At 64.4% G+C, this 25,256-nt stretch carries 21 protein-coding genes; 9 read left to right on the forward strand and 12 right to left on the reverse strand.

Translation table 11 applies throughout. From position 1 onward, the window contains the following. The first annotated feature begins 17 nt into the window (after nt 1–17). Together ABC729_RS00790 and ABC729_RS00795 are read left to right on the forward strand one after the other, a co-directional pair. Nucleotides 18–806, forward strand: a complete 789-nt coding sequence (locus ABC729_RS00790; RefSeq protein WP_495605777.1) for a methyltransferase — start codon at nt 18–20, stop codon at nt 804–806. A 162-nt stretch (nt 807–968) separates the two neighbouring features. Beyond that, complete coding sequence (locus ABC729_RS00795; protein ID WP_495605778.1) at nt 969–3,467, forward strand: esterase-like activity of phytase family protein; 2,499 nt, start codon at nt 969–971, stop codon at nt 3,465–3,467. 58 nt (nt 3,468–3,525) lie between these two features. Here the strand turns inward: ABC729_RS00795 and ABC729_RS00800 are convergent, their stop codons facing one another. Continuing rightward, a complete protein-coding gene (locus tag ABC729_RS00800; protein WP_495605779.1) occupies nt 3,526–4,653 on the reverse strand; it encodes a beta/alpha barrel domain-containing protein in 1,128 nt (375 codons plus the stop codon). A 180-nt stretch (nt 4,654–4,833) separates the two neighbouring features. On the opposite strand from ABC729_RS00800, the gene ABC729_RS00805 reads away from it, so the two are divergent. Further along, complete coding sequence (locus tag ABC729_RS00805; RefSeq protein ID WP_495605780.1) at nt 4,834–5,289, forward strand: (2Fe-2S)-binding protein; 456 nt, start codon at nt 4,834–4,836, stop codon at nt 5,287–5,289. Between the two features lie 13 nt (nt 5,290–5,302). Next, complete coding sequence (locus tag ABC729_RS00810; protein WP_495605781.1) at nt 5,303–7,474, forward strand: xanthine dehydrogenase family protein molybdopterin-binding subunit; 2,172 nt, start codon at nt 5,303–5,305, stop codon at nt 7,472–7,474. Nucleotides 7,475–7,495: 21 nt separating this feature from the next. Here ABC729_RS00810 and ABC729_RS00815 read toward each other — a convergent pair whose 3' ends face one another. Genes ABC729_RS00815 through ABC729_RS00840 form a run of 6 tightly spaced genes read right to left on the reverse strand, consistent with a single transcriptional unit; the run spans nt 7,496 to nt 12,110 of the window. Continuing rightward, on the reverse strand, nt 7,496–8,686 hold the full coding sequence (locus ABC729_RS00815; protein ID WP_495605782.1) for a DUF1501 domain-containing protein: 1,191 nt from the start codon (nt 8,684–8,686) through the stop codon (nt 7,496–7,498). 2 nt (nt 8,687–8,688) lie between these two features. Then, nucleotides 8,689–10,014: a DUF1800 domain-containing protein gene (locus ABC729_RS00820; protein WP_495605783.1), complete on the reverse strand. Its 1,326-nt coding sequence runs from the start codon at nt 10,012–10,014 to the stop codon at nt 8,689–8,691. A 28-nt stretch (nt 10,015–10,042) separates the two neighbouring features. After that, nucleotides 10,043–10,528 carry a periplasmic heavy metal sensor gene (locus tag ABC729_RS00825; RefSeq protein ID WP_495605784.1) on the reverse strand — a complete coding sequence of 162 codons (486 nt, stop codon included), beginning with the start codon at nt 10,526–10,528 and terminating at the stop codon, nt 10,043–10,045. Next, nucleotides 10,525–10,986, reverse strand: coding sequence for a hypothetical protein (locus tag ABC729_RS00830; RefSeq protein ID WP_495605785.1), 462 nt, complete (start codon nt 10,984–10,986; stop codon nt 10,525–10,527). Before ABC729_RS00830 ends, ABC729_RS00825 begins: the two co-directional genes overlap by 4 nt. Before the next feature lie 40 nt (nt 10,987–11,026). Further along, nucleotides 11,027–11,677 carry an RNA polymerase sigma factor gene (locus tag ABC729_RS00835; RefSeq protein ID WP_495605786.1) on the reverse strand — a complete coding sequence of 217 codons (651 nt, stop codon included), beginning with the start codon at nt 11,675–11,677 and terminating at the stop codon, nt 11,027–11,029. Nucleotides 11,678–11,690: 13 nt separating this feature from the next. Beyond that, the gene (locus ABC729_RS00840) at nt 11,691–12,110 is read right to left on the reverse strand and encodes an EF-hand domain-containing protein (RefSeq protein ID WP_495605787.1); all 420 of its coding nucleotides are present in this window, start codon (nt 12,108–12,110) and stop codon (nt 11,691–11,693) included. Nucleotides 12,111–12,382: 272 nt separating this feature from the next. Here ABC729_RS00840 and ABC729_RS00845 point away from each other — a divergent pair, with 272 nt between their 5' ends. The 4 genes from ABC729_RS00845 (at nt 12,383) to ABC729_RS00860 (ending at nt 15,715) form a co-directional block, all read left to right on the forward strand. Next, on the forward strand, nt 12,383–13,204 hold the full coding sequence (locus tag ABC729_RS00845; RefSeq protein ID WP_495605788.1) for a hypothetical protein: 822 nt from the start codon (nt 12,383–12,385) through the stop codon (nt 13,202–13,204). 93 nt (nt 13,205–13,297) lie between these two features. Next, the gene (locus ABC729_RS00850; protein ID WP_495605789.1) at nt 13,298–14,038 is read left to right on the forward strand and encodes a metallophosphoesterase family protein; all 741 of its coding nucleotides are present in this window, start codon (nt 13,298–13,300) and stop codon (nt 14,036–14,038) included. 73 nt (nt 14,039–14,111) lie between these two features. Further along, nucleotides 14,112–14,819 carry an aspartyl/asparaginyl beta-hydroxylase domain-containing protein gene (locus ABC729_RS00855; RefSeq protein ID WP_495605790.1) on the forward strand — a complete coding sequence of 236 codons (708 nt, stop codon included), beginning with the start codon at nt 14,112–14,114 and terminating at the stop codon, nt 14,817–14,819. Nucleotides 14,820–14,863: 44 nt separating this feature from the next. Next, complete coding sequence (locus ABC729_RS00860) at nt 14,864–15,715, forward strand: class I SAM-dependent methyltransferase (RefSeq protein ID WP_495605791.1); 852 nt, start codon at nt 14,864–14,866, stop codon at nt 15,713–15,715. Nucleotide 15,716: 1 nt separating this feature from the next. Here the strand turns inward: ABC729_RS00860 and ABC729_RS00865 are convergent, their stop codons facing one another. Beyond that, complete coding sequence (locus tag ABC729_RS00865) at nt 15,717–18,233, reverse strand: cation:proton antiporter (protein WP_495605792.1); 2,517 nt, start codon at nt 18,231–18,233, stop codon at nt 15,717–15,719. Nucleotides 18,234–18,486: 253 nt separating this feature from the next. On the opposite strand from ABC729_RS00865, the gene ABC729_RS00870 reads away from it, so the two are divergent. Next, nucleotides 18,487–20,721, forward strand: coding sequence for a GGDEF/EAL domain-containing response regulator (locus ABC729_RS00870; RefSeq protein ID WP_495605793.1), 2,235 nt, complete (start codon nt 18,487–18,489; stop codon nt 20,719–20,721). On the opposite strand, the gene ABC729_RS00875 is transcribed toward ABC729_RS00870, so the two are convergent. The 4 genes from ABC729_RS00875 to ABC729_RS00890 form a co-directional block, all read right to left on the reverse strand. Then, nucleotides 20,722–21,552, reverse strand: a complete 831-nt coding sequence (locus ABC729_RS00875) for a TIGR03915 family putative DNA repair protein (RefSeq protein ID WP_495605794.1) — start codon at nt 21,550–21,552, stop codon at nt 20,722–20,724. After that, nucleotides 21,549–22,784, reverse strand: coding sequence for a putative DNA modification/repair radical SAM protein (locus ABC729_RS00880; RefSeq protein WP_495605795.1), 1,236 nt, complete (start codon nt 22,782–22,784; stop codon nt 21,549–21,551). Before ABC729_RS00880 ends, ABC729_RS00875 begins: the two co-directional genes overlap by 4 nt. Before the next feature lie 102 nt (nt 22,785–22,886). Further along, on the reverse strand, nt 22,887–24,131 hold the full coding sequence (locus tag ABC729_RS00885; protein WP_495605796.1) for a sensor histidine kinase: 1,245 nt from the start codon (nt 24,129–24,131) through the stop codon (nt 22,887–22,889). 77 nt (nt 24,132–24,208) lie between these two features. Continuing rightward, nucleotides 24,209–25,144, reverse strand: coding sequence for a LysR family transcriptional regulator (locus ABC729_RS00890; RefSeq protein ID WP_495605797.1), 936 nt, complete (start codon nt 25,142–25,144; stop codon nt 24,209–24,211). Between the last annotated feature and the right edge of the window lie 112 nt (nt 25,145–25,256).

Here is a 25,256-nt window from a genome sequence, read left to right on the forward strand (position 1 = left end):
CGTGAGTGATCAGCCGCATGTCCATCCACCAGCGCGCCTTTGACGCGATCAGCGCAATCATGGCTGAGCGCGGGCCAACCGAAGGCGGGCTTCACGCGGTCTTCGATTTCCTGCTGCACTACCGTTGCCTGTTGATCAACAACACGATCCTTCAAAAGGATGGGGATCGTGTGTATGGCGGGCCTTTCGCTGGCATGGTCCTGCCCGATCCGGCAAATCGTCTGCAGGCACCCTTGCTGCTGGGCTGCTACGAGGGGGAGTTGCACGACATCGTGCGGGCGATCCCCGATGCCGGCTATCAGCACCTGATCAATATTGGTTGCGGTGAAGGCTATTACGCTGTCGGTATCAAACGTATGGCGCCGCATATCCAGGTCTGGGCCCATGACATTGACCCAGACGCGCAACGCAAGTGCAGGGAGACGGCGGCCCTGAATGGGGTCGACATCCATGTCGGGGGGATATTCGATCCGCAGCAATTCGCCCTGCACCAAGGATATCGCACCCTGGTCTGGTGCGATATCGAGGGGGCGGAGGAGATGCTGCTGGACCCGGCGCGCTATCCCGCCCTGGCCGGCATGGATATCCTGGTCGAACTGCACCCGACCGCCACCGGGCACACGCGCGATACTGTGCCCGCACGGTTTGCCGATACCCACAGTGTCGATATACGTCACCCCCGTGGCTATGCCTTTGACATGCCGGAATGGCTGCGCGATGGCAGCCAGTTGAACCAGCTTCTGGCAAGGCTTGAGTGGCGGGGGACCGCGACGCCATGGGCCATGATGCGCGCGCGGGACACATGACGCGCATGCGTGAATATAAGGAAATGGCGCGGAGCATTGGCATTCGTGCCAGTTTCCGGTCCACCGCTTGTTCAGCGCAATATTTCTGTCGTGCAAACTAAACCGCCCTGTCACGCAGGACGGTTACAGCCCGCCTCAAAGTTTTCATCTTGAGGGGGCATCATGAAACATTCGTATCGCGCGGCACTGCTGGCCAGTGCGCTGTCCTTTATGTCGCTGCCGGTGCTGGCCCAGTCCGCGACCAGCGTGACCTTGAATGGCAGCACCTTCACGAACCAGGGCCTGCAGGGCGTGGGGCGCCTGTCGGCCAGCCTCCGTGACAAGTTCGGGGAGACGTTCGGGTCCATGTCGGCCATGCAGATCGACCTGCACAGCTGGCGCCGCAATGCCGACGGTTCCTATGCGGGCACGCTTTATGCGCTGCCGGACCGTGGGTACAATGTCGCGGCCACCACGAACTATATCCCGCGTTACAATGTCCTGTCCCTGACCTTCAACCCCTACACCGGCACGGCGGTGGCCCCGCAGACCCAGATCGGTCTGACGCTGACGGATACAGTGCAGTTCACCGACGACAAGGGCACGCCATTCAGCGGCCTGGACCCTGCCACGACGGGGACAGGCCTGACCTACCGCCCGGCCGCCAATGGCCTGCCCAACCTGCCGCTGACCGGTACGGGCCGTCTGGCGCTGGACCCTGAAGGTTTCGTGCGCGCCGCCGACGGCACCATCTGGGTCAGCGATGAATATGGCCCCTACATCTATCACTTCACGGGCGACGGAAAGCTGCTCTCGGCCATCGCCCCGCCCGCCAGCCTGCTGCCGCAGCGTAATGGCGCGCCGAACTTTGGCGCGGCGGAATCCAACCCCGCCAACCCGACGCGCGGGCGCCAGAACAACCAGGGTTTGGAAGGGCTGTCGCTCTCGCCCGATGGCAAGACGCTGTGGGTGGCTTTGCAGTCGGCGGCCATTCAGGACCTGAACGCCAGCAGCACCAATACCAGCCGCCGCAACACCCGCCTGCTGTCCTATGACATCTCCAACAGCGCCGCGCCTGTGCTGAAGAGCGAGTATGTCATCCAGTTGCCCATGTATAACAACAATGGCAATCCCACCGGCACGCTGAACCGGGTGGCGGCGCAGTCGGAATTGCTGGCGCTGAACAACACGCAGTTCCTGCTGCTGTCGCGCGACGGCAATGGCTATGGCAGCGGGGCGACGCCGAACACCAGCCCCACCAGCTTTTACCGCCGCATCGACCTGATCGACGTGACGGGTGCCACCAATATCGCCGGCACCGCCTATGATACCGGCACCTCCATTGCACCCAACGGCGTATTGGTCGCCGCCATCACGCCGGTGCAGTTCGCCAGCTTTGTGAACATGAATGACGCGGCCCAACTGGCGAAGTTCGGTTTGGTGAATGGTGCCACCAACAATGTGAATTGCCGGACGCAGTGCCTGTCGGAAAAGTGGGAGGCGCTGGCCCTGGTCCCGGCCCTGGACGCCGCCCGTCTGGATGACTTCTTCCTGTTCGTGGGCAACGACAATGACTTCGTCACCCAGAACGGCTTCCAGGTGGGTCAAGCCTATGCCGATGCGTCGGGTGTCGAGAATGACACGATGCTGCTGGCCTACCGCCTGACGCTGCCGACTTATGTCGATCCGATGGCGACGGAGAGCCAGGCGCTGACCAGCCCCGCCATCGGTCAGGCGCTGGGCGAAAGTGCGCTGGCCGCCAACGCCGCGGCATCCGCCGACTTGACGGGACGCACACAGGCCATTCGCGCTGGTCTGTCCAGCCGGACCGATGGCAGCTTCGAATTGGCCGCCGGCGGCAACTGGGGTGCCCTGGCCCGTGACGATCAGAAGGCCAAGCGCCTGTCGAAGCCGGAAAGCTGGTCGGCGGGTGTTGCTGGTGACTATGCTGTCTCCGGCACGGTGCGTATCGGTCTGGCGCTCAACTATGCCGACACGGAGGCCAAGTTCGGGAACCTGGGTGGGGCCAAGGTTACGGCCTGGGGCGTCGGCCCCTATGCCACCCTGGCGTTGCCCGGCGGCTTCTATGCCGATGCCAGCTACCGCTACACCGACCTGAAGATCGAGGATATCCGCCGCAATACCTTCGCCTATAACCTGACCGCCAATGGCGAGACGGAGGGCAAGGGCCATCATGTGGGGGTGGAGTTCGGGTCCGTCGCCACCGCGGGTTCCCTGCGCTATGGCCCCATCGTCAGTTTCAATTATGACCGGGTGGAACTGGACGCCTGGAACGAGACGGGTGCCCTGCACCTCAACCTGGACCATTCTGATCTGGCCGAACAACAGTTGCTGTTCAATGTCGGTGGTCAGATATCGACCCAGATCGATATGGGCAATGGCCGCCTAGCCGTGCCGGAACTGCGCGTTGGGTATCAGGAAGACCTGATCAAGGATGACGGTCAGACCTACACGACCGTTCTGTCCAACCGTCGCGACAGCGCGCTGGCCCGCAACACCAATATCCTGCCCGATCCGCAGGGTGATGGTTTCCGCGTCGGCCTGGGCCTGTCGCTGTCGGTGGCCGACAATGCCGGCCTGTATTTGTCGGGCGATACGCTGTTCGTTGAGGATGACAAGCCCGACTATACGGTCGGCGCTGGTCTGCGCGTCGGGTTCTAAGAATCAGAACTGAGTTTAGGGCGGAGTGGGAAAGGGGGCGTGCGACCGCCCCCTTTTTTCATTTCCGCAGCAGGAATTCGCGACCCACCTTCACCCGCTTCACCCCGTCATAATCGACGATATCAGTGGTGGCGTAGGTTTCAGACCATTTGTCGGGCAGGTAGCTGCCGGTGCCGATCACGTCGATCGGCGCACCGGCATCGGCCATGATGCGGCATTTTTCCGGGTTGAACCCGCTACTGGCTACGATCTTCACCTTGGGAAAGCCGGCTGCGTCCAACTGTTCACGCAGATGATGGATGGCGGCAGCGGACACGCCCGCCCCGATCAGATGGCGCAGTTCGCTTTCATCCCGGTAGCCCCGGATGCTGTGCGGCGCGTGGCGTTCCAGCACGGCATAGCTGGTGGGCGGGTCCAGCCCCTCCAGGAAGCGCCCGCCCGGCGTGTCGATGCGTAAAGACAGGTCGCCCGCCGCCGCCATGTCCGGGAAGCGCCGACAAACGGCCAGCGCATCCGTCACTTCCCGCCCGAAATAATCGACCAGGACGGTCATGGGCTGACCGGGAAAGGTCTCCGCATACATCTCCGCCGCGCGGACGGTGGAACCGGCATAGCCGATCAGGGCATGGGGCATGGTGCCCAGACCTCGCTCACGGCCGAAGTAATGGGCGGTGGCGTCGGTGGCATTACCGATGAAGCCCACGGCCCCGTCGCGCCGCCGGGCACGGGCGGACCCGACAGAGGCCGCATAGGCCATGATCTCTGCCATCTCAGTCCCGGCACAATGGCGGGCATCCATGGCCAGGAACGCCACCTTGGGCAGGCCCGCGCACATCATGTAGGCGTTATAAGCGGCCACACAGGCGGGGCCCAGCTTCATCAGGAACAGGGTCTCCAGCTCGGCCATCTGGCTGAACGGGCCGGTGATCCACATCATCGGCTCACCCGCGCCCACCCATTTCGTTTCCTCGTACTTCAGCTCAATCTCAGGCGTGAAGCCGCGTTCCGCCGCCACGGCGCGCAGCCAGTCCAGCGCCAGACGCGGCGCGAACACCACGGGACGGCGCATGAACACGGCGTAGGTGACTTTCTGATCGCCGAATTTTTCCACGATGGCGCGGGTGCGCTGGAAATAGACGTCGGTCCAGTGGGCGACGGCATCGGCGGCGGGGGGTGTCTTGGTCATTCGGGGGCATTCCTGAAATGTGTGGCGATGATAAGCCGATCCGGTCCCCGCATGGCAAGACATGCCCGTCTGTAACGCATTTGTTTTCGTTGTAACCGCAGGGTTACCGCCCTTGCGCCGTATCAGCGATCATGGTGGACAGGTGTTAACCTTAACCAAGACAAATATCAGGCAGTCCCGATGACCCTCACGCTCAAGATCAATGGACAGGATCGCCCGTTGGATATCGACCCAGATACGCCGCTGCTTTGGGCGCTGCGCGATGCGCTGGGTCTGACGGGGACCAAATATGGCTGCGGCATCGGGCAATGCGGGGCCTGCACGGTCCATATCGACGGACAGGCTGTCCGCTCCTGCGCCATGCCGGTGGAGGCATGCGCCGGGCAGCAGGTGGTAACAATTGAAGGCCTGACGCCCGACCGTTCCCACCCCGTGCAGCGTGCCTGGATCGAGGGGCAGGTGCCGCAATGCGGGTACTGTCAGTCGGGCATGATCATGGCCGCCGTGGCTTTGCTGAAAGAAAATCCCAAACCCAGCGACGCCGATATCGACGCCGCCATCACCAACCTGTGCCGCTGCGGCACCTATCCGCGTGTGCGCGCCGCCATCAAGGCAGCCGCCGGCATCGCGGCCTGAGAAACAGGAGGGGATGATGGGCAAGATGGAACTGTCGCGCCGTGGCTTCCTTTCGTTGTCGGCGGGAACGGGTTTGACGTTGGGTTTTGGCGTGCTGCCGGCGCTGGGTGCGGCGGCACCGGGTTTTGGTCCCTGGATACGGATCGCGCCTGATGGCCAGGTGACGGCCCTGACCAATGTCAGTGATATCGGTCAGGGCACCAACAGCGCCCTGGCGCAGGCCGTGGCAGAGGAACTGGCCGTGCCGCTGGCATCGGTACGCATGGAAATGGCGCCGGTGGAGAAGGCCTTCCACAACAAATCCATCGGCAATTATGCCGTCTATGGCAGCATCGGTCTGCGCACCAATCTGCGCCCCCTGCGTCTGGCGGCGGCGGGTGCCCGGCAGATGCTGGCGGAAGCCGCAGCCGCCCGCTTCGGGGTGCCCGTGGATCAGGTGGTGATGCGCGATGGTCAGGCCCTGCATGCGGCCAGTGGGCGTTCGCTGGCTTACACCGATCTGCTGTCCGATGCCGCGAAACTGTCACCGCCAACTGAACCGAAGCTGACGCCGCGCACCGCGTGGAAAGTGTTGGGCCAGCCGTTACCGCGTCAGGACATTCCGGGCAAGGTGGATGGCAGCACCGTTTATGGTCTGGATGTGCGCCTGCCCGGCATGCTGACGGCGGTGGTCACGCATGCCCCCACGTTTGGTGGTACACTGATCTCCGTGGATGAAGCCCCGGCCTTGGCCGCGCGCGGGGTGCGCAAGGTGGTGCGCCTGTCCGGTGCCCTGGCGGTCGTGGCGGATGGCTACTGGCCGGCGTCGAAGGGGCTGGCGGCCTTGTCCCCGCAATGGGGACCGGGACCGAATGCCGGGGTCGACAGCGACGGCCTGTCCCGACAACTGCGTGACGCCGCCATGGCCGGCAAGGGTTACAGCTTTCCGGGCGGTGAAATGCCGGGCACCAATGTGACAGCCACCGCCCAGGCGCTGGCCGGGGCCGCCCATATCGTGGATACGCTGTTCGAGGTGCCGTTCCTGGCCCACGCCACCATGGAGCCGATGCATTGCACCATCCAGCTGCGTGCCGATGGGGCCGATATCTGGCTGTCCACACAGACGCAGAGCGATACCCAGGCCGCCGTGGCCAAAGTTCTGGGTCTTGATGCTGAGAAGGTAAAGGTGAACGCTACGCCAGTCGGCGGCGGTTTTGGCCGCCGACTGGAGCATGACTTTGCACTGCAAGCAGCCCACCTGATCAAGGCATTGGCGGCGGATGGCGTCACGGTTCCAGTCAAGATGGTGTGGCCGCGCGAAACCGACATGCGGGCGGGATATTATCGGCCTGCCGTCGCGTCGCGGGTGCGGCTGGCGTTGGGTGCCGATGGCCTGCCGATTGGGATGCGCTGCGACAATGCCGGCCCATCGCTGCTAGAGCATACCGGTCTGACCATTCCTGGCGGTCGCCCGGAAGGCGACTGGTCTGTTGGTATGGGGATCGTGCGACAATCCTACGCCATTCCGGCCCTGCACCTGACCTGGACCCGCGTCGATCCCGGTGTGCCGGTGGGGTTCTGGCGGTCGGTCGGCGCGTCGCAGAACGGTCTGTTCCTGGAGATGACCATCGATCAGGCGGCCCGGCATCTGGGCGTCGATCCCGTGGAGTATCGTCGCCGTCTACTGGCTGGTAAGGACCGTGCCCTGACGTTCCTGGACAAGTTGACGAAGGCTGCCGGCTGGGGCCGGACGCTACCTTCGGGACATGCGCTAGGCTTTGCGATGGGGGAGGCGAACAACGCCATCTCCGGCCACGTGGTCGAACTGTCTATACCGGAGCCGGGCAAATTCCGCCTGCACCGTATCTGGGCGGCTATTGACCCTGGCGTGGTTGCCAACCCGAACGCGGTTGAGGCGCAGATGATGGGGGGTACCATCTTCGGCCTGTCGGCGGCGCTGGCCGGGGAAATCACCCTGAAGGACGGGATGGTCGAACAGTCGAATTTCGACAGTTACCCGCTGGCCACGCTGGCCCAGGTGCCGCCCATGGAAGTGCTGGTCATCGGCAACAATACCGCCGCTGGCGGGGTAGGTGAGGAAGGGGTGCCGTCTATCGCCCCCGCCATCGCCAACGCTCTGTTCGCCCTGACCGGCAAGCCGATCACCAGGCTGCCACTGACGCGAGCCGGGTGGGCGATGGTGTAGCGACGGCGACGGTGAGGGCGTTCACGCCCTCACCAGTTCCGGCAAAGCGCGGATGGATTTGGCATCGGGGAACACGTAGCGGTCGATATCCGCCGCCGGTAATCCCAGATGGCCTGCCAGCACCCCCTTCAGCAGGGCGCGCATGTCGGTGGTGGGGGTCAGGTCGCGGCCTTCAAACAGCCTGTCATCGCGCAGGCCCGGCCAGTCGCCCAGCACCCGGCCACCGTTCAGCGCGCCGCCAGCCAGCAGCGCGACACCCGCCGTACCATGGTCGGTGCCGCCGGTGCCATTGGGGCGGATGGTGCGGCCGAATTCGGTGACGACGGCGATCAGGGTTTGATCCCACACGCCCTGCGTGCTGGTGCGAAGGGTCACCATGGTTTCGGCCAACTGGCCCAGCGCGTTGGCAAGGCGGCCCTGCGCCGCGCCTTGCCCGACATGCGTGTCCCAGCCAGACAGTTCCAGGGTGGCGATGCGCGGGCCCGCCGGGTCAGACAGCATGCGGCCCGCCGTTTCGGCCAGGATCAGGCGATCCTTATCGCCCTCCCGCTTTTTGTTGCCATCCATGCTGTTCGCCATGTCGGCAACGCCCAGCCCCGCCATCAGGGCGGGGCCCAGGACGGGATCGTTGCTGTAAAGGCCCGCCACCCGGTCCATGAAATCCATGGTGGGTTCGGGCAGCGGGGAGGGGGCCCAGCTGGCTACCGGCACCGATCCGCGCAGGACCAGCGGCACACCCTGGCCCAGTGACAGGCCCAGCCCCTTGCCCCCACCATCCAGCCGGGCCAGCGCCCGGTTCAGCCAGCCGCTGTCGTCACCGGCGCGGATACCGCCGGTATCCAGCAGGTCTTGGGCATCAAAATGGCTACGGTCGCGATAAGGGGTGGCGATGGCATGCACGGCCAGCAGCTGTTTCTGCCTCCACCATTCATGCAGGGGGCTGAGTGCCGGGTGCAGGCCAAAACGGCCATCCAGGTCCAGCACCCCGCCTTCCTGCCCCGGCTCGGCCAGGGCCAGCGTGCCGCGCACAGCGTGGTAATCCGGGTCGGCATAAGGGACGACGGCACCCAGCCCATCCATGGCCCCGCGCAGCACGATCAGGACCAGACGCCGGTCGGTGCCCGCCGCCGCCAGCGACAGGCGCGGAGAGGAAGCCGCCAGAAGGCCGGCGGCACCGGCAGTGGCGATGAAATGACGGCGATGCAGCATCATGATCACCTCCGTTGAAAGGCGGGGGAAGACAGAACCAGGCCCAGCGCCTCTGCTGGGCTGGGTGCGCGGGCGACTGCCTGCCGCAGACCGTCATCGGCCAGATCGCCCAGGGCGGTATCGACAAAGCTGCGCGCATCCAGCCTTGGTCCCACCCGCTGCCCGAAGGCCAGCGACCAGTCGATGCGGCGCAGGATGGCGTCGGGCCCCGTCCAGTCGGCAGCCTTGTCGGGCCAGCCGGCGGGCGATGGTGCCCCAAAGGGCATCTGTCCCAACAGCTTCATCGCATTGACCAGCTTGTCGTCGGGGATCTCCATGCCGGTGGCGCGCAGGGTGGCGGTGATGAAATCGTTGGGGCTGCGCATTTTGGACAGCGGCTGTGCCCAGGTGGCGTCCAGCCGGATCAGCGTTGCCGTGACATGGGTCAGGTCGCCCCGGCTGTCACGGAAGGCCTTGGCCAGCGCGGTAACGGCGGTGGGCGGCGGATCATCGGCGATGAAATGCCGGGCCAGCTTCAGGGCCACATGATTGGCGGTGGCCGGGTGGGCGCACAGCATGTCGATGGCGGCGGCGGCTTCCGATATTCCGCTTTCGGGGATACGCTGACCCAGCAGAACCTTCTCTCCCGGCTGATGCCGGCGTGGGTTGAAAGTGGCGGTTCCCCGCTCCTCATCCAGGGTCCAGCCAGTCAGGACCAGGGCCATGGCGCGGACATCTTCCTGATGGTAGCCGCCATCGACGCCCAGCAGATGCAGCTCCAGCGCCTCCCGCCCCAGATTCTCGTTCAGGCCCTTGTCGCGCCGCTGCCCGGCCTTGCTGTCCGGCCCGATCGACTGGGCATTATCCAGATAGATCAGCATGGCCGGGTGCAGGATGGCGGCCCGCGCCATGTCGCGGAAATTGCCCAGGATATGAGGGCGGATGGCCTCCGTCTCGTAGGCGAGTCCCAGGGGCGCGATGACGGGGCGCTGGGTCGATACCGTAAAATGGTTCGACCAGAACTGTACCAACCGTTCCTGCAACGGTGTTTCACTGCCGGCGGCCAGACGGGTGCGGCGTGCGATATCGGCGCGGTATTGCTCACGCGCTTGCTTCTTGGCCATCTCCTCAACGTCGCCCTTGGCCTTGCGTGCGGCCAGCATGTCGGCCACGCGGGGGGCGGAACCCTGATGACCGGCCAGCAGGTCAGGGAGGGGGCGGGGCCGCAGCTGGCTTTCGACCCAGCCACGTGGATCGGTTCTGACCTTGTCCAGGTCGCCCGGTCCAGCGCCGAAGCCAAAGCGTGACAGAGCATGCGCGGCCAGGATTCCCGGCGCGTTGGTCATCACCATGGTCAAACCTCCCGGTTGGGATGTGTGGTCAGTTCCCCGGTGGGGGGGGCGGCGGACGGGGGCCGCCATCCTTATCGGCCTTGCCCCTGTTTGCACGTTGCGGGGGCGGGGGCAGGGTCCCTGCGGCCTGTGCCGCCGCCATGCGCTCAACAATTGCCTGATGCAGACGTTCCTGCGCCCGACCTGTCACCTGCCGCAGGTCGGCCAGCGCGGCCTCTGCGGCGGCGGCATCAAAGGGTCGCTGGCGCAGCGTCTCGGTCACGGCGCGGCGGGCATCGCGAAACGCCTGCATCTGCGCCTTAACCTCCTCGTCCTTCGGACGCATGGCCTGATCGATCTCCCGTCGCAACGGGTCTGGTACTAGCCCCATCAAACGTTCCACGCCGCTGGGAGGCCCACTGTTGCCGCCACCGCCGCCGCGCAGCCAATGTCCGGTGAAAATGCCCAGCACGGCCAGATTGCCGGCCGCCGACAGGACCAACAGGACGGACAGGATCAGGGTGGAGCGTTTCATTCCGCATTCTCCGCGTCGGCGGTATCAAGATAGGGCGTGTCCCCCAGCATGGAGACCAGATCCTCCCCCGCCACCTGCTCGCCGGCCGATGCCGTGGGCAGGGTTACCAACTGACCATAACCCAGCACAAAGCCGATCACGCCCGCCGCCGTCACCGTCGCCATCCCGGCGGTCCAGCGCCGCCAACCGGCCAGAAGCAGCTGCGTCAGGGATGGGGCCGTGCCGGCGCGCGGGTGATCCAGCGGGATATCCAGGATGGCGCGGCGCAGGTCCGGGCTGGCGCTTGTGGCCGGTAGATCGACCAGCGCCGCCTCTAGAATCTGTTCCGCCGCCAGCAGGTCACGCAATTCCGTATTCACGGCCAGCGCCCGGTCGGCGGTAAGGCGTAAGGGTGCCGGCCAGCGCGACGGCTCCGCGCCGTAACGGTCCAGAAGATCAAGGAATTCGCGTTTCGTCATGGCAGCCACCCCTGGCCGGTCCGTTCACACCAGATATTCATCATGCCCCCCATCCCGCCAGCTTGCCTCGCAAAGCCCGGCGGGCCCGGACCAGCAGGCTTTCCAGGGCCTTGACGCTGACATGCAGCGCCTTGGCGGCCTCCGCGTTCGACAGGCCGCCATCATAGGTCAGTGTCACAGCGGCCCGCAGCCGATCCGGCAGATCGGCGACGGCCGCGGCCACGGCCTGGCTTGTGCGCTGATCGGACAGGGACTTTTCCTGGTCCATGCCGGGATCGACGGGGTCGCCCGCCACCTCCAGCGGTGCCATGGGTGTCCGGCGTGTCCGATCCAGGCACAGATTAGTCGTGATTCGATAGAACCAGGTCCCGAAACGGGCTGCCGCCGGATCAAACCGGTCAGCATGGCGCCAGAGACGCAGGAACGCCTCCTGCGCGACATCCTCGGCATCGGCCTGGTTATTCAGAATACGGCGGGCGATGGTGACGGTCCGATCCAGATGGCGATCGACCAGTAGAGCATAGGCCCGCCGGTCGCCCGTTGCGACCTTTGTCACCAACGCCTCGTCCGGTTCATCCGCATCGTTCAAAATGACGTCCTGCCTGCCGTTCGCCCATGCGCCGGCTCCGTCGGGGGGCGGCGCATCCGACCCCACCACTCTACGTCCCGACAGGCCGGCCGTCATTGTCATCGCGCGTTAACCGTTACTTACCGTCCTTGCCGTCGTGCCTGCGCCCGCGATGCTCACCGTCACGGACAGGCTTGAAGGCCGCGAATTCGGCGGCGGTCACGGTGCCGTCTTTGTCGGTGTCCATTCTGTCGAACATTGCCAGCTGGCGCTCCTGCTTTTCCTTTTCATGCGCAGCCTCCAAGGCGGCGGGGAAATCGGCGCGCTTCACCTTGCCGTCGCCATCCTTGTCCAGCGCCTTGAAACGGTCGGCCTTGGCGGCGGCACGTTCGGTATCGTCCAGCTTGCCATCCTTGTTGGCGTCGTACTTAGCCAGCATTTCCGCCCGACCGGGGCCACGGGGCCCCTCGGCAGGGCCCATCGGCTGGGCGATGGCGGGCAGGGTGCCGGCCAGAAACGCCGAAACGGCCAGGGCGGCAAGGGTGCGGTGGGTCATGGTCATATCCTGAAACTCCGATTGGGAATGGGGCCACCGCCGTTTCGGTGGTGGGGAACAGGGGCGGTTCAGGCGCCATGTCGCCCTTGTTCAATCCTGATACGCACCGGTCGGCGGAACCCTGCATTCCGACTTTTAGGAAAAAGATGTATTGCTAACGGAATAGTGATAATAACCGGATGTTAACGCTGTCGGTGGTGCAGGTAAGGGCAAGGACTTGAACCACCTTCGTTGGGGCAACAAAGGCGATGGCGCCGGCACGGGAGAGCAAGTTGAGGGGGGTCGTCTACGGGCGCAGCCTTGATTTCAGGCCGCAGCCGCCCGACCCGGATGTGCTGGGTTCGCCGATCAAGCTGACCGATGTAGACACTGTGCAACTGCCGCAGAAGGGCTGGCGGGATCACTTGCGTTTGTTTCTGCAATCGTCCGGCCTTACCTCGGTCCCTGCTGTCGTTCGTCTGCGCTGGCAGGCGCATGAGGTCATTGATTGGCTCCAATCCTCGCTTCTGTCCAAGGGGCGGGGCAAGCGGGCATCCGTCTCCCACCCGCTGCAGATGATGTCGGCCATCGAATTCCTGATGTCGATGCCCGGTGAACTGGAGGCGGAGCGAAGGATCATGCATACGCTGATCGGTCGCGCCCTCATTGAGTATCGCAAACGGATCAGCGCCAATCGTGAACGACCCTTGAGCTTTTCGAAGGAAGCGACGACGCATTTCTTCGCTGGCTTCAAGGAACAGCAGATGCTGTCCAAGACCACCACGCCGGGAGAGCAGTTCGCGACCGTCCAGCGCATCTATAACAGCTACTATTTCTTTCGCGCCTATTACATCTTCTCAATTCTCTCGCGGGAACCGGGGGAGAGTGGGGGCAAGCTGTTCTCCAAGTTCATGCGCGCCTGCTTCTTCATGTCCACCATCCAGGATGATGGCACCATCGCGCCGAAACCCTCGTACCGGCAATTGCCGCCCAAGGAGCAGGTGGTCTTCCTGGCAAAGCGCGACGTCGCCCTGCAATCGCGCCTGCGGGAGGATGAGGCGCTGCGCAGTGAATTGCAGAATCTGCTGCGATTCTTCCGCCCTTTGCGTGGCTGAACAGTCTCTCTTGTCCCTGTGACAAAGGCAGGCTTTGCCGTCCGCGACGTCGCTGTCAGGATGCTGCCGCCAACAAAAGCGGGGGAAGCCAGCATGCGTATCGCCGTCATCTCCGACGTTCACGGCAATCTGAGGGCGCTTGAGGCCGTATTGGCCGACATTGACCGGCGCGGCGTGGATCAGGTGGTGGATCTGGGCGATAAGCTGTCGGGATCGCTTTACCCCGCCGAAACCGCCGATCTGATGATGGGCCGGGATATGCTGCATATTGCCGGCAATCATGAACGCCAGTTGCTGGAACTCCCTGTTGAAAAGATGGGCACGTCGGACCGGTTCGCGCATGCGGTGCTGACGCAGCGGCATCGGGATTGGCTGAGCAGCCTGCCGGCGCAGGGGGAGATGGCGGGTGGAGAGGTCTGGCTGTGCCATGGCACGCCATCGTCCGATCTAATTTATTTCCTGGAAGAGCTGGGCGAATGGGGCAGCCGACCAGCATCGCCGGCACTCGTTGCCGAACGCGCCGGTGACATCCAGGCCCCGGTCATCCTGTGTGGCCATTCCCATGTGCAGCGGGCAGTGCGCCTGCCCGACGGGCGTCTGGTGGTCAATCCCGGCTCTGTAGGGTTGCAGGCCTATCGCGACGATTTCCGGTTCCCCCATCGCAATGAGATGGGCAGCCCGCATGCCCGCTACTGCCTGCTTGAGCGTGCGCGCGGCAACTGGGCCGTGACCATGGTTGAGGTGGCCTATGACTGGGATGCGGCGGCCGATCTGGCGGCATCGCGTGGGGCCGATGGCTGGGCACATTCCCTTCGCACGGGCCGGGCGGGGTGATGCGCGGCAATGGACGATACAAATAAAGATATGCACACTGCCGCGATGTGCATCTTTGCTGGGTATTCAATCTATGCGGGCTCAGGATTCGGACCTTGAACATCCTTGGCAACGTGAAACGGTTGATACTGGTCTGATGCTGCATGCGCCGGCGGATCTTGTTCTAGACCTTGGTATTCTGCGGGAGCAGGCGGCAGCCGCCGTTTCGTGTGTCGCATTCGGAACTGACGGCGCCATCTACGGTTCAAAGCCTGACGATGGTTGGTTGCGGCTGCTGTTAGTGCGGCAGGATGGCGTTGATGGTGTCCCAATGCCGGCTCTCGCCCAGATACCTGCCGCGGTTGAACTTGCCGTTCGGTACGGCTGGTGCGTACAAGGCATTCATCTGGACAGGCATCCGCCCGGAGGCGGCTTCCCGTGGCATTGGGATGACCACGGCATCCATTTGGACGCCATGCGTCTGCTGATTCCACTGCATGTCCCTGGTGGAGCCCTGACCCGCATCGGGCATGAAAGCATCTCTTATCCCCCAGGTCAGGCCTGGACAGCCGATTTTTCGGTTGTTCACGATGTCAGGAATTTGGGAACGACAGACCGGATCAGTCTGGTATTCGATCTGGCAGTGACGCCGGCGGTGACCCGCCTGTTTCCTGCGGAGCTCGCCGCTGATCCGGAGCGGCGGCACGTAATCGCTGCCCGGACGCGGGAGCAGTTGAAGCAATATTGGATGAAGGGGGGCGGCCAGCGGTCCTATTCGGCGGCCTTCCGGCGCGGTGGATGATCGGATAGGCTGTCAATCTCCCTGACAGTAAGGAACGCCGCCGCATGAATCCGCAGGTCCCCGATAGCGACGGCAGTTATCTCTACTACGACAGTGACTATCCCCGGCCGGAGGAGCTGGCGACCGATCCATCGCTGCACGCTGCGGCCCTGCGACAGGGCATCCTGCATGATGTGCCGCATTATGTTGGTCTGGCGAAGGAACTGGCCGATTTGTCGGGTCAGGTGCCCAAGCTGCTGGAATTGGCCTGCGGTACGGGACGCCTGTCCATCCCGCTGGCGCGGGAAGGGCTCTCCGTCACGGGTCTGGACGCGTCGGCCACCATGCTTGCCGGTCTTGCCCGCCGGCTGGAGCGGGAAAGCCCGGAGGTTGCGGCGCGCGTGATGGCGGGGCAAGGCGACCTGCTGCAACTGGATATGCCCGTGAAGGACCATGACATGGTGATCATGGGCTTCAACATCCTGATGCTGCTGGCCGATTTCGAGGCGCAGTTGGCAGCGCTGGAGAAGGCGCGCGATCACCTGGCCCCCGGCGGCATCCTGGCGCTGGATGTTGTGAACCCCCTCGTCATGCCGCTGGGAGCCACCCAGGCGCCGGAAGTCAGCTATAGCCGCATCAACCGCCGTACCGGCAATCTCTATACGAAATTCGCCTTGGTAGGGACGCTGGATGACCGGCAGGTGCAGCGCAATTACGGCTGGTATGATGAGGTGGTGCCCGGCGGCGCTGTCCGCCGCACCCATTACCATTTCGACTGGCGCCCCATCTTCCGGTTCGAACTGGAACTGATGCTGCGCCAGACGGGCTTCAATCTTATCCGGGTGGATGGGGATTTCCAGGGGTCGCCGTTCGACGCGGGATCGCCCAAGATCGTGGTGGTGGCGCGGCGGGTGTGATTTACGCCGACAGCCGCTTCTCAATGGCCTGATCGATATGCACCTTCAGGTCCGGGTCAGTGCTGTACAGGCGGTTAAAGTCGCGCTTATCCAGCAGCAGCAGCTGACAATAGGCGATGGCTGTGACGTCGGCATTGCGCGGCTGATCCAGCACCAGGGCGATCTCCCCGAAGAAGTCGCCACTGCCCAGGCGGATAGGCATGTCCAGGCCCGGTACATGGACCGCGACGGCCCCTGACGACACAAAATAAACCGTGTCCCCCCGCTCTCCCTTACGGACAATCGTCTCGCCTGGAAAATACAGGCGGGGGCGCAGCAGTCGTTCGATGCGCAGCAGCCGGTCCGGCGGCAGCCCAGTGAACAGCGGCACGCGGCTGATCAGCTCATGCGTTGCCAGCCCCAAATCCAGCTTGGGTGGGCTGCTGACCTCCTGCCAGCGTTCCCGCAGATCGCGCTCCAGGTCGTTCAGGATTTCCCGGCTGATCAGCGCTTCTTCGAACAGGGACTGAGTCGAGCGTTCCTCCATCCGCAGGCCGGCGCGGATCAGATATTGCGACTGCACCGCGTCCAGATAGGCCGGGTATTGCAGGCGGATACTGTCCAGTGCCTCTTCCACCACCTTCAACCGAGTGGTCAGGCGGGTCCGCACGGCCTCCGCCGCCTGCCTACCCAGCATGGGGACAAGCCGGTCGCCCGTGAACTGGTTCAACTCCCGCAGGCAGAAGCGCAGGGCCGTCAGCATGGCGTAGCGTTCGGCCAGTCGGGCCGATACTGGTCGTTCCCACCCGAACCGGCGGTGCAGCCACAGGGCCATGCGCAGTGCCCGGCCGGGCTTCAACTGCTTGGCCGCTGCCTTTTCATAGGCCGCAGCGCCGCCTGTCTTCAATGCGTCCTGCAGGCGCCCTGCCACGGCGCTCAGCGTCTGTACCGACAAGCGGGAAATGACGCCATCACGGAAATAGGCGAGGTAGCGCTGCTCCTCGTACCGGGCCAGGGTGGACAGGCCGATGAAAACCCGGTCGTCCAGTGACAGCGGGCCATAGCGGCTTTCCAGGTCCAGCTGTTCCTGTGCCAGTTCCGCGCCGCGTTCCAGCAAGGGATCGACGGCATGGGCAATGTCCAGCCCGAACCGCCCGGCCACATCCTCCAGATCACGGCGCACATTCGACAGGGACAAACCCACAGCGCGGTTGCGCAGCGCCAGCTCCACCGGCGTCAGCCGGTCCAGACGCAGCACGCGGATCAGGGGGCGCAGGGTGGTGCCTTGCACGAACAGGGTGAACAGCACGAAGCCCGTCACCACCACGGCCACATGTTCCTGGATATAGTCGGGCAGCGACTGATGCTCGGTCACGGCCAGGGCCAGGGCCAGCGACACCGCCCCGCGCAGCCCGCCCCATGTCATGACCAGACGGAAGCGGTTGCTGATATGGTCCGACGCGCCGATCCAGGACAGGACCGGCAGGATACCGAAGATCACCAGGGCGCGGGCCACCAGGGCCGACACGATCAGCGCTGCCAGCAGGGCGATATGGCTCCATTTCGCCTCCATCATGGTGGGTGGCACCAGCATGGAGGCGAACAGGAAGATCAGGGAATTGGCCCAGAAGCCCAGCTGGCTCCACACCTGTTCCAGGCCAGACCAGCTTTCGGGGCTGATGCGGGTGCGCCCGGCGGACGCCATGACCAGCCCCGCCACCACCACCGCCACCACACCCGACACGTGCAGGTAATGTTCCCCCAGGATGAAGGAGAGATAGGCCAAAGCCACCGTCAGTGTGATTTCCGACAGGGTTTGATTACGCAACGGCGTGACCACCAGCGCCGTCAGCCAGCCCAGCAGCCAGCCCACGGCTACACCGCCCACAAACTTGAACACGAAGTCGGACGCGGCAGCGACCAGATCCGGTTCCCCGCCCTCCGTCAGGATGCCCAGCAAAAGGGTGAACAGCACGATGGCGGCGGCATCATTGAACAGGCTTTCACCCTCGACCAGGATGGTCAGACGGCGTGGCGCGCCCAGGTCGCGGAAAATGCTGACCACGGCCGCCGGGTCGGTGGTGGCGATGATGCTGGCCAGCAGCAGGCAGACGATCAGCGCCTTCTGTGTGGGCATGCCGTGCCAGACGCCCCAGACCCACCACATGGCAAGCCCCGCCACAACGGTACAGACCAGCACCGCCACAATGGCCAGCAGCAGGATTGGCCCCAGATCATCCAGCATGCGCCGGACATCTACACCCAATGCCGTTTCGAACAGAAGCACGGGAAGGAAAATATAGAGAAAGGCCGCAGAGGTCAGTTCAACCTCGCCCACGGCATTGATGAAGGCGGTGATGGGACCCGTCACCCCCTGTTCTATCCCGCCGCCCAGATGAAGCAGCAGGCCGATGCCCACACCCAAGGCAGCCAGCACAACCGTGTAGGGCAGGCCCAGGCGCTTGGCCAGCGGCGGCAGCAGGCTGACCAGCCCCAGCAGGCCGGCAACGGCCAAAAGCGTGTTTATCAAGGTTTCCATGGATACGGCACACGCGGCAGGGCGGGCGGGAAAGGTGCGCAGAATGGCATGGGTGCGCCCCTCTCCGCCAGCCTTCGCACCCGGCGTTGGCGGAAGGTCGCCTCTGCGCCAAGCTTGCCGCAGCACGGTCGCTGGCGTAGGCTAAGCATATAGAATAAACAAAGTTCATGAAAAGAAGGCGACCATTCCGGGGCGGGAACAGGTGGCCGGTTAAGGACAGGACGGTCTTCGGACCGGTCAGGGGGCGAGGGGAATGGCGGATGATCTGCTGGATTTCGCGGCGGAACCGGCGTCGGGGCCGGTCGCTGCGTCGCTGCCGCCATGGCTGGTCTTGATCGTTGATGACGATCCCTCCGTTCATTCGGTCACCCGTCTCGCCCTGCGTGACATGGCCCATGCGGGGCGCAAGCTTCTGTTCCTGTCGGCCTATTCCGCGTCTGATGCCCGACAGATGCTGGCGGTCTATCCCGATATAGCCCTCATCCTGCTGGACGTGGTGATGGAGGCGGAGGATTCGGGCCTGCGTCTGGTCCGCACCGTGCGGGAGGAAATGGGAAACCACGATGTCCGCATCATCCTGCGCACCGGTCAGCCCGGTCAGGCACCAGAGCGCGAGGTGGTGGAGCGGTACGACATCAATGATTACCGCGCCAAAGATGAGCTGACGGCGCGGCGGCTATGGACGTCGGTCTATACGGCGTTGCGTGCGTTCGAACAGATACAGCAGCTGGATGATCACCGCGTCGGGCTGACCCATGTGCTGGACGCCACGGCAAGACTGTTCGGGGAACATGATCCAGAACGGTTGGCCCATGCTGCGGTCGATGCCTTGAAGGGCGTGATGGGGCCGGGGACGGGGGTCCTGCTGATCCGCTGCGACCGGTTGCCCGATGGCACAACAGGGGAACCGCGCCTTCTGGCCGGGATCGGTGAAGGTGGGCTCGCCATGACGCCGGGCGCCCTGTCGCATCTGGTGCCGGCAGAGATCGGGCAACAGGTGGCCGCAGCGCTTGCCAGCGGTGCGCCGGAACAGGGGGCGGCATGGTTTGCGATTTCCACCCCCTTGTCCGGTGACGCCGCCATCGTGCTGCATCTGTCGCGTCTGGCACCCGGCAAGCGGCCGGATGCCGGTATGCTGTCGCTGTTTGCGCGCAGCGTCGTCGTCAGTCTGGAAAATGCCCGGCTGGTCGCGCAGCTGTCGAAGGATCGCACCCATGACGGGGCCACCGGCCTTCTGAACCGTCTGGGTTTCATCCAGGCGATTGAGGGGCGGCTGGCGCAGATGCAGTCGGGCGGGGTTGATGCGGTCGCCGTCGGCATCATCGACCTTCGGCATTTTCGTGACATCAACCAGGAACTGGGCGTGGCCGCTGGTGACCGGCTGCTGGTCACCACGGCGCAGCGTATCGCCACCGCCGCCGGCCCGGCGGCGATCTGTGGGCGCACGGGTGCCGATCAGTTTGCGCTGCTGCTGCCGGGCGCGCCTGTCCTGGCGACGGCCCGCGACATGGTGCATGAGGTTGCGGCGGCGGTCAGCGAACCTGTGATGCTGGCGGGACGGGAGGTGCATCCCATGTCCTCGCCCGGCCTTGCCTGGTGCAATTGCCGCGGGCGGCATGGGGAGGAGTTGCTGGCCCGTGCGGAGGAGAGCATGCAGGCCTCCAAACGCGCCTATGGCCGGTTGCAGGAGGTGGTGATCGGTGCCGACCGGGCCGAGGGCGGGCGTCTGGGCCTGACCATGGAACTGGGCACCGCCCTGAAACAGGGACAGTTCGAGCTGTATTATCAGCCCATCGTCGATGCCGCGACGCGCGAGGTCGTGGCGTTCGAGGCGCTGGTGCGCTGGAACCACCCGTCCCGCGGCATCGTCATCCCCGCCGCCTTTATCCCGACGGCGGAGGAAACCGGCCTGATCGTGCCCATCGGCACCTGGGTGATGCGGGAGGCGGCGCTGCAAACCGCCGAATGGACCCGCCGGGCCGGGCGGCCCGTCTGGGTTTCGGTCAATATCTCCGCCGCACAGCTGTCGGAACCCGGCTTCCTGGACAATGTGCGTCAGGTCATTGCCGATAGCGGCGTTGATCCGACCCTGCTGAAACTGGAAGTGACGGAAAGCACCATCATAGGTGATCCGGCGCATGCGGCGGAAATCCTGACGGGCCTGCGCGACCTGGGCATCCGTCTCTGCATGGATGATTTCGGCACTGGTTACTCCAACCTCTCCTATCTTCAGACCCTGCCCTTTGATTTCCTGAAGGTGGACCGCGCCTTTGTGTCCAGCATGATCGACCGGTTTGAAAGCCGGACCATCCTGCGCACCATGCTGGCTTTGGCCCAGCAGTTGGCGTTGGAAGTGGTGGCGGAAGGGGTGGAGACCGATGAACAGGCGGACGAACTGTCGCGCCTGGGCTGCGGCTTCCTGCAGGGTTATCTCTATGGACGGCCCATGCCGGCGGTGGATGCGGGGCGCTTCATCGGGATGGCCTGATCATTCCTGCTTATGCAGGCGATAATGGAACGGTTTGGGCTGTGTCGCCTCCCGTTCAATCATCTCCCGCATCCGGTCTTCGGCCCCGGCGATCAGGTCGGGGATCAGGTCGGCTTCCGGTAGGTTCTTCCAGTATTTCTTGGGCATTTCCGACTGCATGGCCTGTACCTTCAACCGCGCCGGGTTGAAGATATGGGCAAAGTAAGTCCGCCACAGATCGTCTGTATCATCAATCAGATCGGGCTTTTCCGAGGGTTCATCGGACAGGGTCAGGTGCTGGCCGTCCCAGGCGGCGGACCCCTTGGGCGTGGCGATGATCCAGTCCATGTCGGTGAAACGGCGCTGAAAAAAGCCGGCGGTGCGCGCCACAATGTAATTGTCCGGTTCAAACCATGCGGCGAAGCGCCGTCGCCCCTGCTGTGCCGGCCCCATTTCCTTGAACCGGACAAAGGCCTTCATCTTGTGCGCATCGCGGCGAATGGCCTTGGTCAGCGTCTCTGCCCGCGCCACATCGGCATCGGACGGGTTAGACAGCAGCCCTTTTTCCCGCTGCACCCGCCACAGCAGGCGGTAGAGCAGAGCAAAACGGGCCAGATCGACATGGCAGATGACGGCATCCGCCAGCGTCAGAAAGGCGGCGGGAACCGTCGGGGCGGGCAGCGCCGGATCAGGCGGGGGCAGGGGATCATCGGCCATGCCGAACAGGTCGGCCCCCGCATCGCGCACCTGCCATTCCACATCACCCGGTCCCACCCCCGCCCGGAGCAGGGCGCGCGCCGCATCCCGCCATTCCGCCAGATCGCCGCGACCGCGCAAGCCCAGGCGGATCATCCGAACAGGCTCAACTGCTTAGGCTTTGGCGCAAACAGTTCGCGCAGGTCGGTACGGTCGGTCAGGCGCAGGGGCGACCAGCCTTCTGCCATGATGAAGGGCCGCACCTTGCGCACAGCCACGCCCAGCCGTTCCAGATCATCCAGTCGCAGGTTTCTGTGCCGCCGGGCGGCCAGAATGGCCGGCACCGATGTAGTGCCCAATCCTGGCACGCGCAGCAGCATCTCCCTCTCCGCCCTGTTCACATCCACGGGGAAACGGTCGCGGTTGGCCAGCGCCCAGGCCAGTTTCGGGTCGATATCCAGCTCCAGATTGCCATCTTCCCTGACTGACGTGATTTCCGCCACGTCGAACCCATAGAAACGATAGAGCCAATCCGCCTGATACAGCCGGTGTTCGCGCATCAGCGGTGGGCGCGACAAAGGTAGGACGCTGGAGGCGTCGGGAATGGGGCTGAAGGCGGAGTAATAGACGCGGCGCAGGCGGAACCGGTTGTAGAGATTGGCGGAGGAGCCCAGGATGGTGGCATCGGTGGTGTTATCCACGCCCACGATCATCTGTGTGCTTTGCCCGCCCGGTGCGAAGCGGATGCGCCGCCGCGTCTTCAGCGTCGGTTCCTTTGCCGCCTCGATCTTGGCCGACAGGTCCGACATGGAACGGCGGATACGGGCCGGGTGCTTCTGTGGTGCAAACTGTTCGATACCCTGGTCGGTCGGCAGCTCGATATTGATCGACAGACGGTCGGCATAAAGGCCCGCCTCCTCGATCAGCTGCGGCGACGCCTCCGGGATGGTCTTCAGGTGGATATAGCCCCGGAAATTATGAACGGTGCGCAGGTCCTTGGCGACGCGGACCAGTTGTTCCATGGTGTAATCGGACGAGCGGATGATGCCCGACGACAGGAACAGCCCCTCGATATAGTTGCGGCGATAAAATTCCAGGGTCAGCCAGACCACTTCCTCCGCTGTGAATCGCGCCCGCTCCACATTGCTGGACGACCGGTTGACGCAATAGACGCAGTCATAGATGCAGAAATTGGTCAGCAGGATTTTCAACAGCGAGATGCAGCGACCGTCCGGCGCATAGGCATGGCAAATGCCCATCCCCTCCGTCGACCCCAGCCCACCGCTGGCCGACGAATCACGCCGTTGCGTGCCGCTGGAGGCGCAGGACGCGTCATATTTTGCGGCGTCGGACAGGATGGCGAGGCGTTGTTTCAGGGATTTGGCCATGGTCCGGCAGATTAGGGAGGGGATATTTGTTCATGATATGTTCGTGGGTGGCCACGTCAACAACCATGAACTATGCCCCTGTCCACCGACGGCAAGGCACGCCTATCCCCGGCGGGGGAAGCGCACAGTAAAGCGCGTACCCTCACCCACCCTGCTTTCCACATCGATCCGCCCGCCCAGACGTTGGGTAATGAGGTTATAGACCAGATGCAGGCCCAGGCCGGTGCCGCCTGCATCCCGTCTTGTCGTGAAGAACGGATCGAAGATACGGGGCAGGGTGGCGGCGTCGATACCCCTGCCATCATCCGTCACCGACAGTTCGGCCCAATCCGCAGGGCTGTCGATCGCACGCAGGTGAACGCGGATGGTGCCGGCGCTGTCAGTGCCCGTGAAGGCATGGGTCAGGGCGTTCATCACCAGATTGGTGACGATCTGGGCGATGGCGCCCGGCGTGCTGTCGACCTCCAGCCCTTCGGCAAGGTCAGTCTCCAGCCGGTGGGGCAGGCGGCGCAGCTGCGGCTGCAAACTGCGCAGCACCTCACCCAGATAATCGCCCAGATCAAAGCGACGGACCTGATCGGTGGTCTGGTCTACGGCCACCTGCTTGAAGCTCTGCACCAGATCGGCGGCACGGGTGATGTTGCCCAGGACGAACCCCATCGCCTCTGTCGCGGAGGCCACGTAATCCTCCAGCAGGCTGCGGCGCAGGGACCCGTCGCGATAGGCGGCGGCGAAGCGCTCCGTATCCTGGGCAAAGGCGGTGGCCGCCGTCACGGCGACACCCAGCGGCGTGTTGATTTCATGCGCCACACCGGCCACCAGCCCCCCAAGGGCCGCCATCTTTTCCGCCTGGATCAGGTCCCGTTGCGTGGTGCGCAACCGATCCAGGGTGCGGGCCATCTCCTCCGCCGTCAAGCGCATGACGTCGATGCCCTGACCCAGGCCTACGGCCCTGCCGCCGCTATCCACCAGGACAAAGCCGCGATGCAGCGCGTCGGGCTTCTGTTCCGCGATCAGGGCGTTCAAGGCCGACAGGCCGGTATCCAGCGGCACCAGCAGCGGTTGCCGGTCGGCCAGATGGGTGACGGGCCGCCGGGCGTAAAGGTCACGGCCGTAACGCTGCGAGAAATGCAGAAGAAAGGTGGCACGGTCGGCCAGCGCCAGCGGGCGGCCGCTGCCATCGGCCACGATCACGCCGGGCAGGGTGGGGTCTGCCTGGAACAGTTCCGCCACGCTGCCGCACTGCGTCTGTTCCGGCACCGATGGCACGGGGCGGCACAGACGTGCAGCGGTCCAGCCCGTGTCCGTTATCCCCTTGCCTGGGGCATGGTCCCTGTCCCGGTCCAACCATTCCCCCGCTGCTGGGATCGAGTTCGGGTGTGATGCCAGAAAGCCATGACGGATTCGTGACACGCGCGCCAGCCTCAACCGCCCTTCATGACGGTCAAGGCAGCATCCCAATAAGGGACAGGCCCGAACCGCCCTGCCAGGAAGTCTACAAAGGCCCGGACCTTTGGGCTGAGATGCCGGTTGGCGGGGTAAAGGGCGTTGGCGGCACTGGGTGGCGGCAGCCAGGTATCCAGGACGGGCACCAGCCGCTTCGCGGCCAATGCGTCACCGACAATGAAGGTGGGAAGCAGCACCAAGCCCTGACCATGCATCGCCGCCTCGCGCAGCGCATCGCCATTATTGGCGCGCAACCGTCCCTTCAGGCGGACATTCTGCGTATCTTCCGATCCGGGGGCAGTGCGGAACGTCCACTGATCCGGGTTCTGCACATTGGTGTAGATCAGACAGTCGTGATCGGCGATATCGGCGGGGGTCTGCGGTGTGCCGCGCCGGTTCAGATAATCCGGGCTGGCACAGATCACGGCACGGACCGGGCACAGACGGCGGGCCACCAGCGAACTGTCCTTCAACCGCCCGATCCGCACCGCCAGATCATAGCCTTCCTCCACCAGATCGACGAACCGGTCGGACAGGTCCATGTCCACGGTCACTTCCGGGTACAGGCCCATGAAATCCGCGATGGCGCCAGACAGGTGGACAATGCCGAACGACATGGGGGCCGCCAGTTTCAACACACCGCGCGGTGCCGCGTGCTGGCTGGCCACCGACCGTTCCGCCTCTTCCAGCGCGTCCAGCGCCTGGGTGACGCGGGCATAGAAGCCTTCGCCCACCTGGGTCAGGCTGATATGCCGGGTGGTGCGGTTGAACAGCCGGGCGCCCAGGCGGGTCTCCAACTCCCCGATGCGGCGGCTGGCGGCGGATTTCGATAGGCCCAGCTTATCAGCGGCCCTGGTGAAGCTGCGCCCCTCCGCCACCAGTGTGAACAGGCGTAGATCTTCAAGCCGGTCCATTTTGTTCCCTCTGGATTGTCCCGCTCGCCGGGACAAATCTATTCGAAATTGGATCATTATCGGGAACAGTGCAACGGCCTATCTTCCTCTCAACAGCGCAACACACCGCACC

This window comes from Niveispirillum sp. CC-CTL257 (assembly GCF_059489915.1).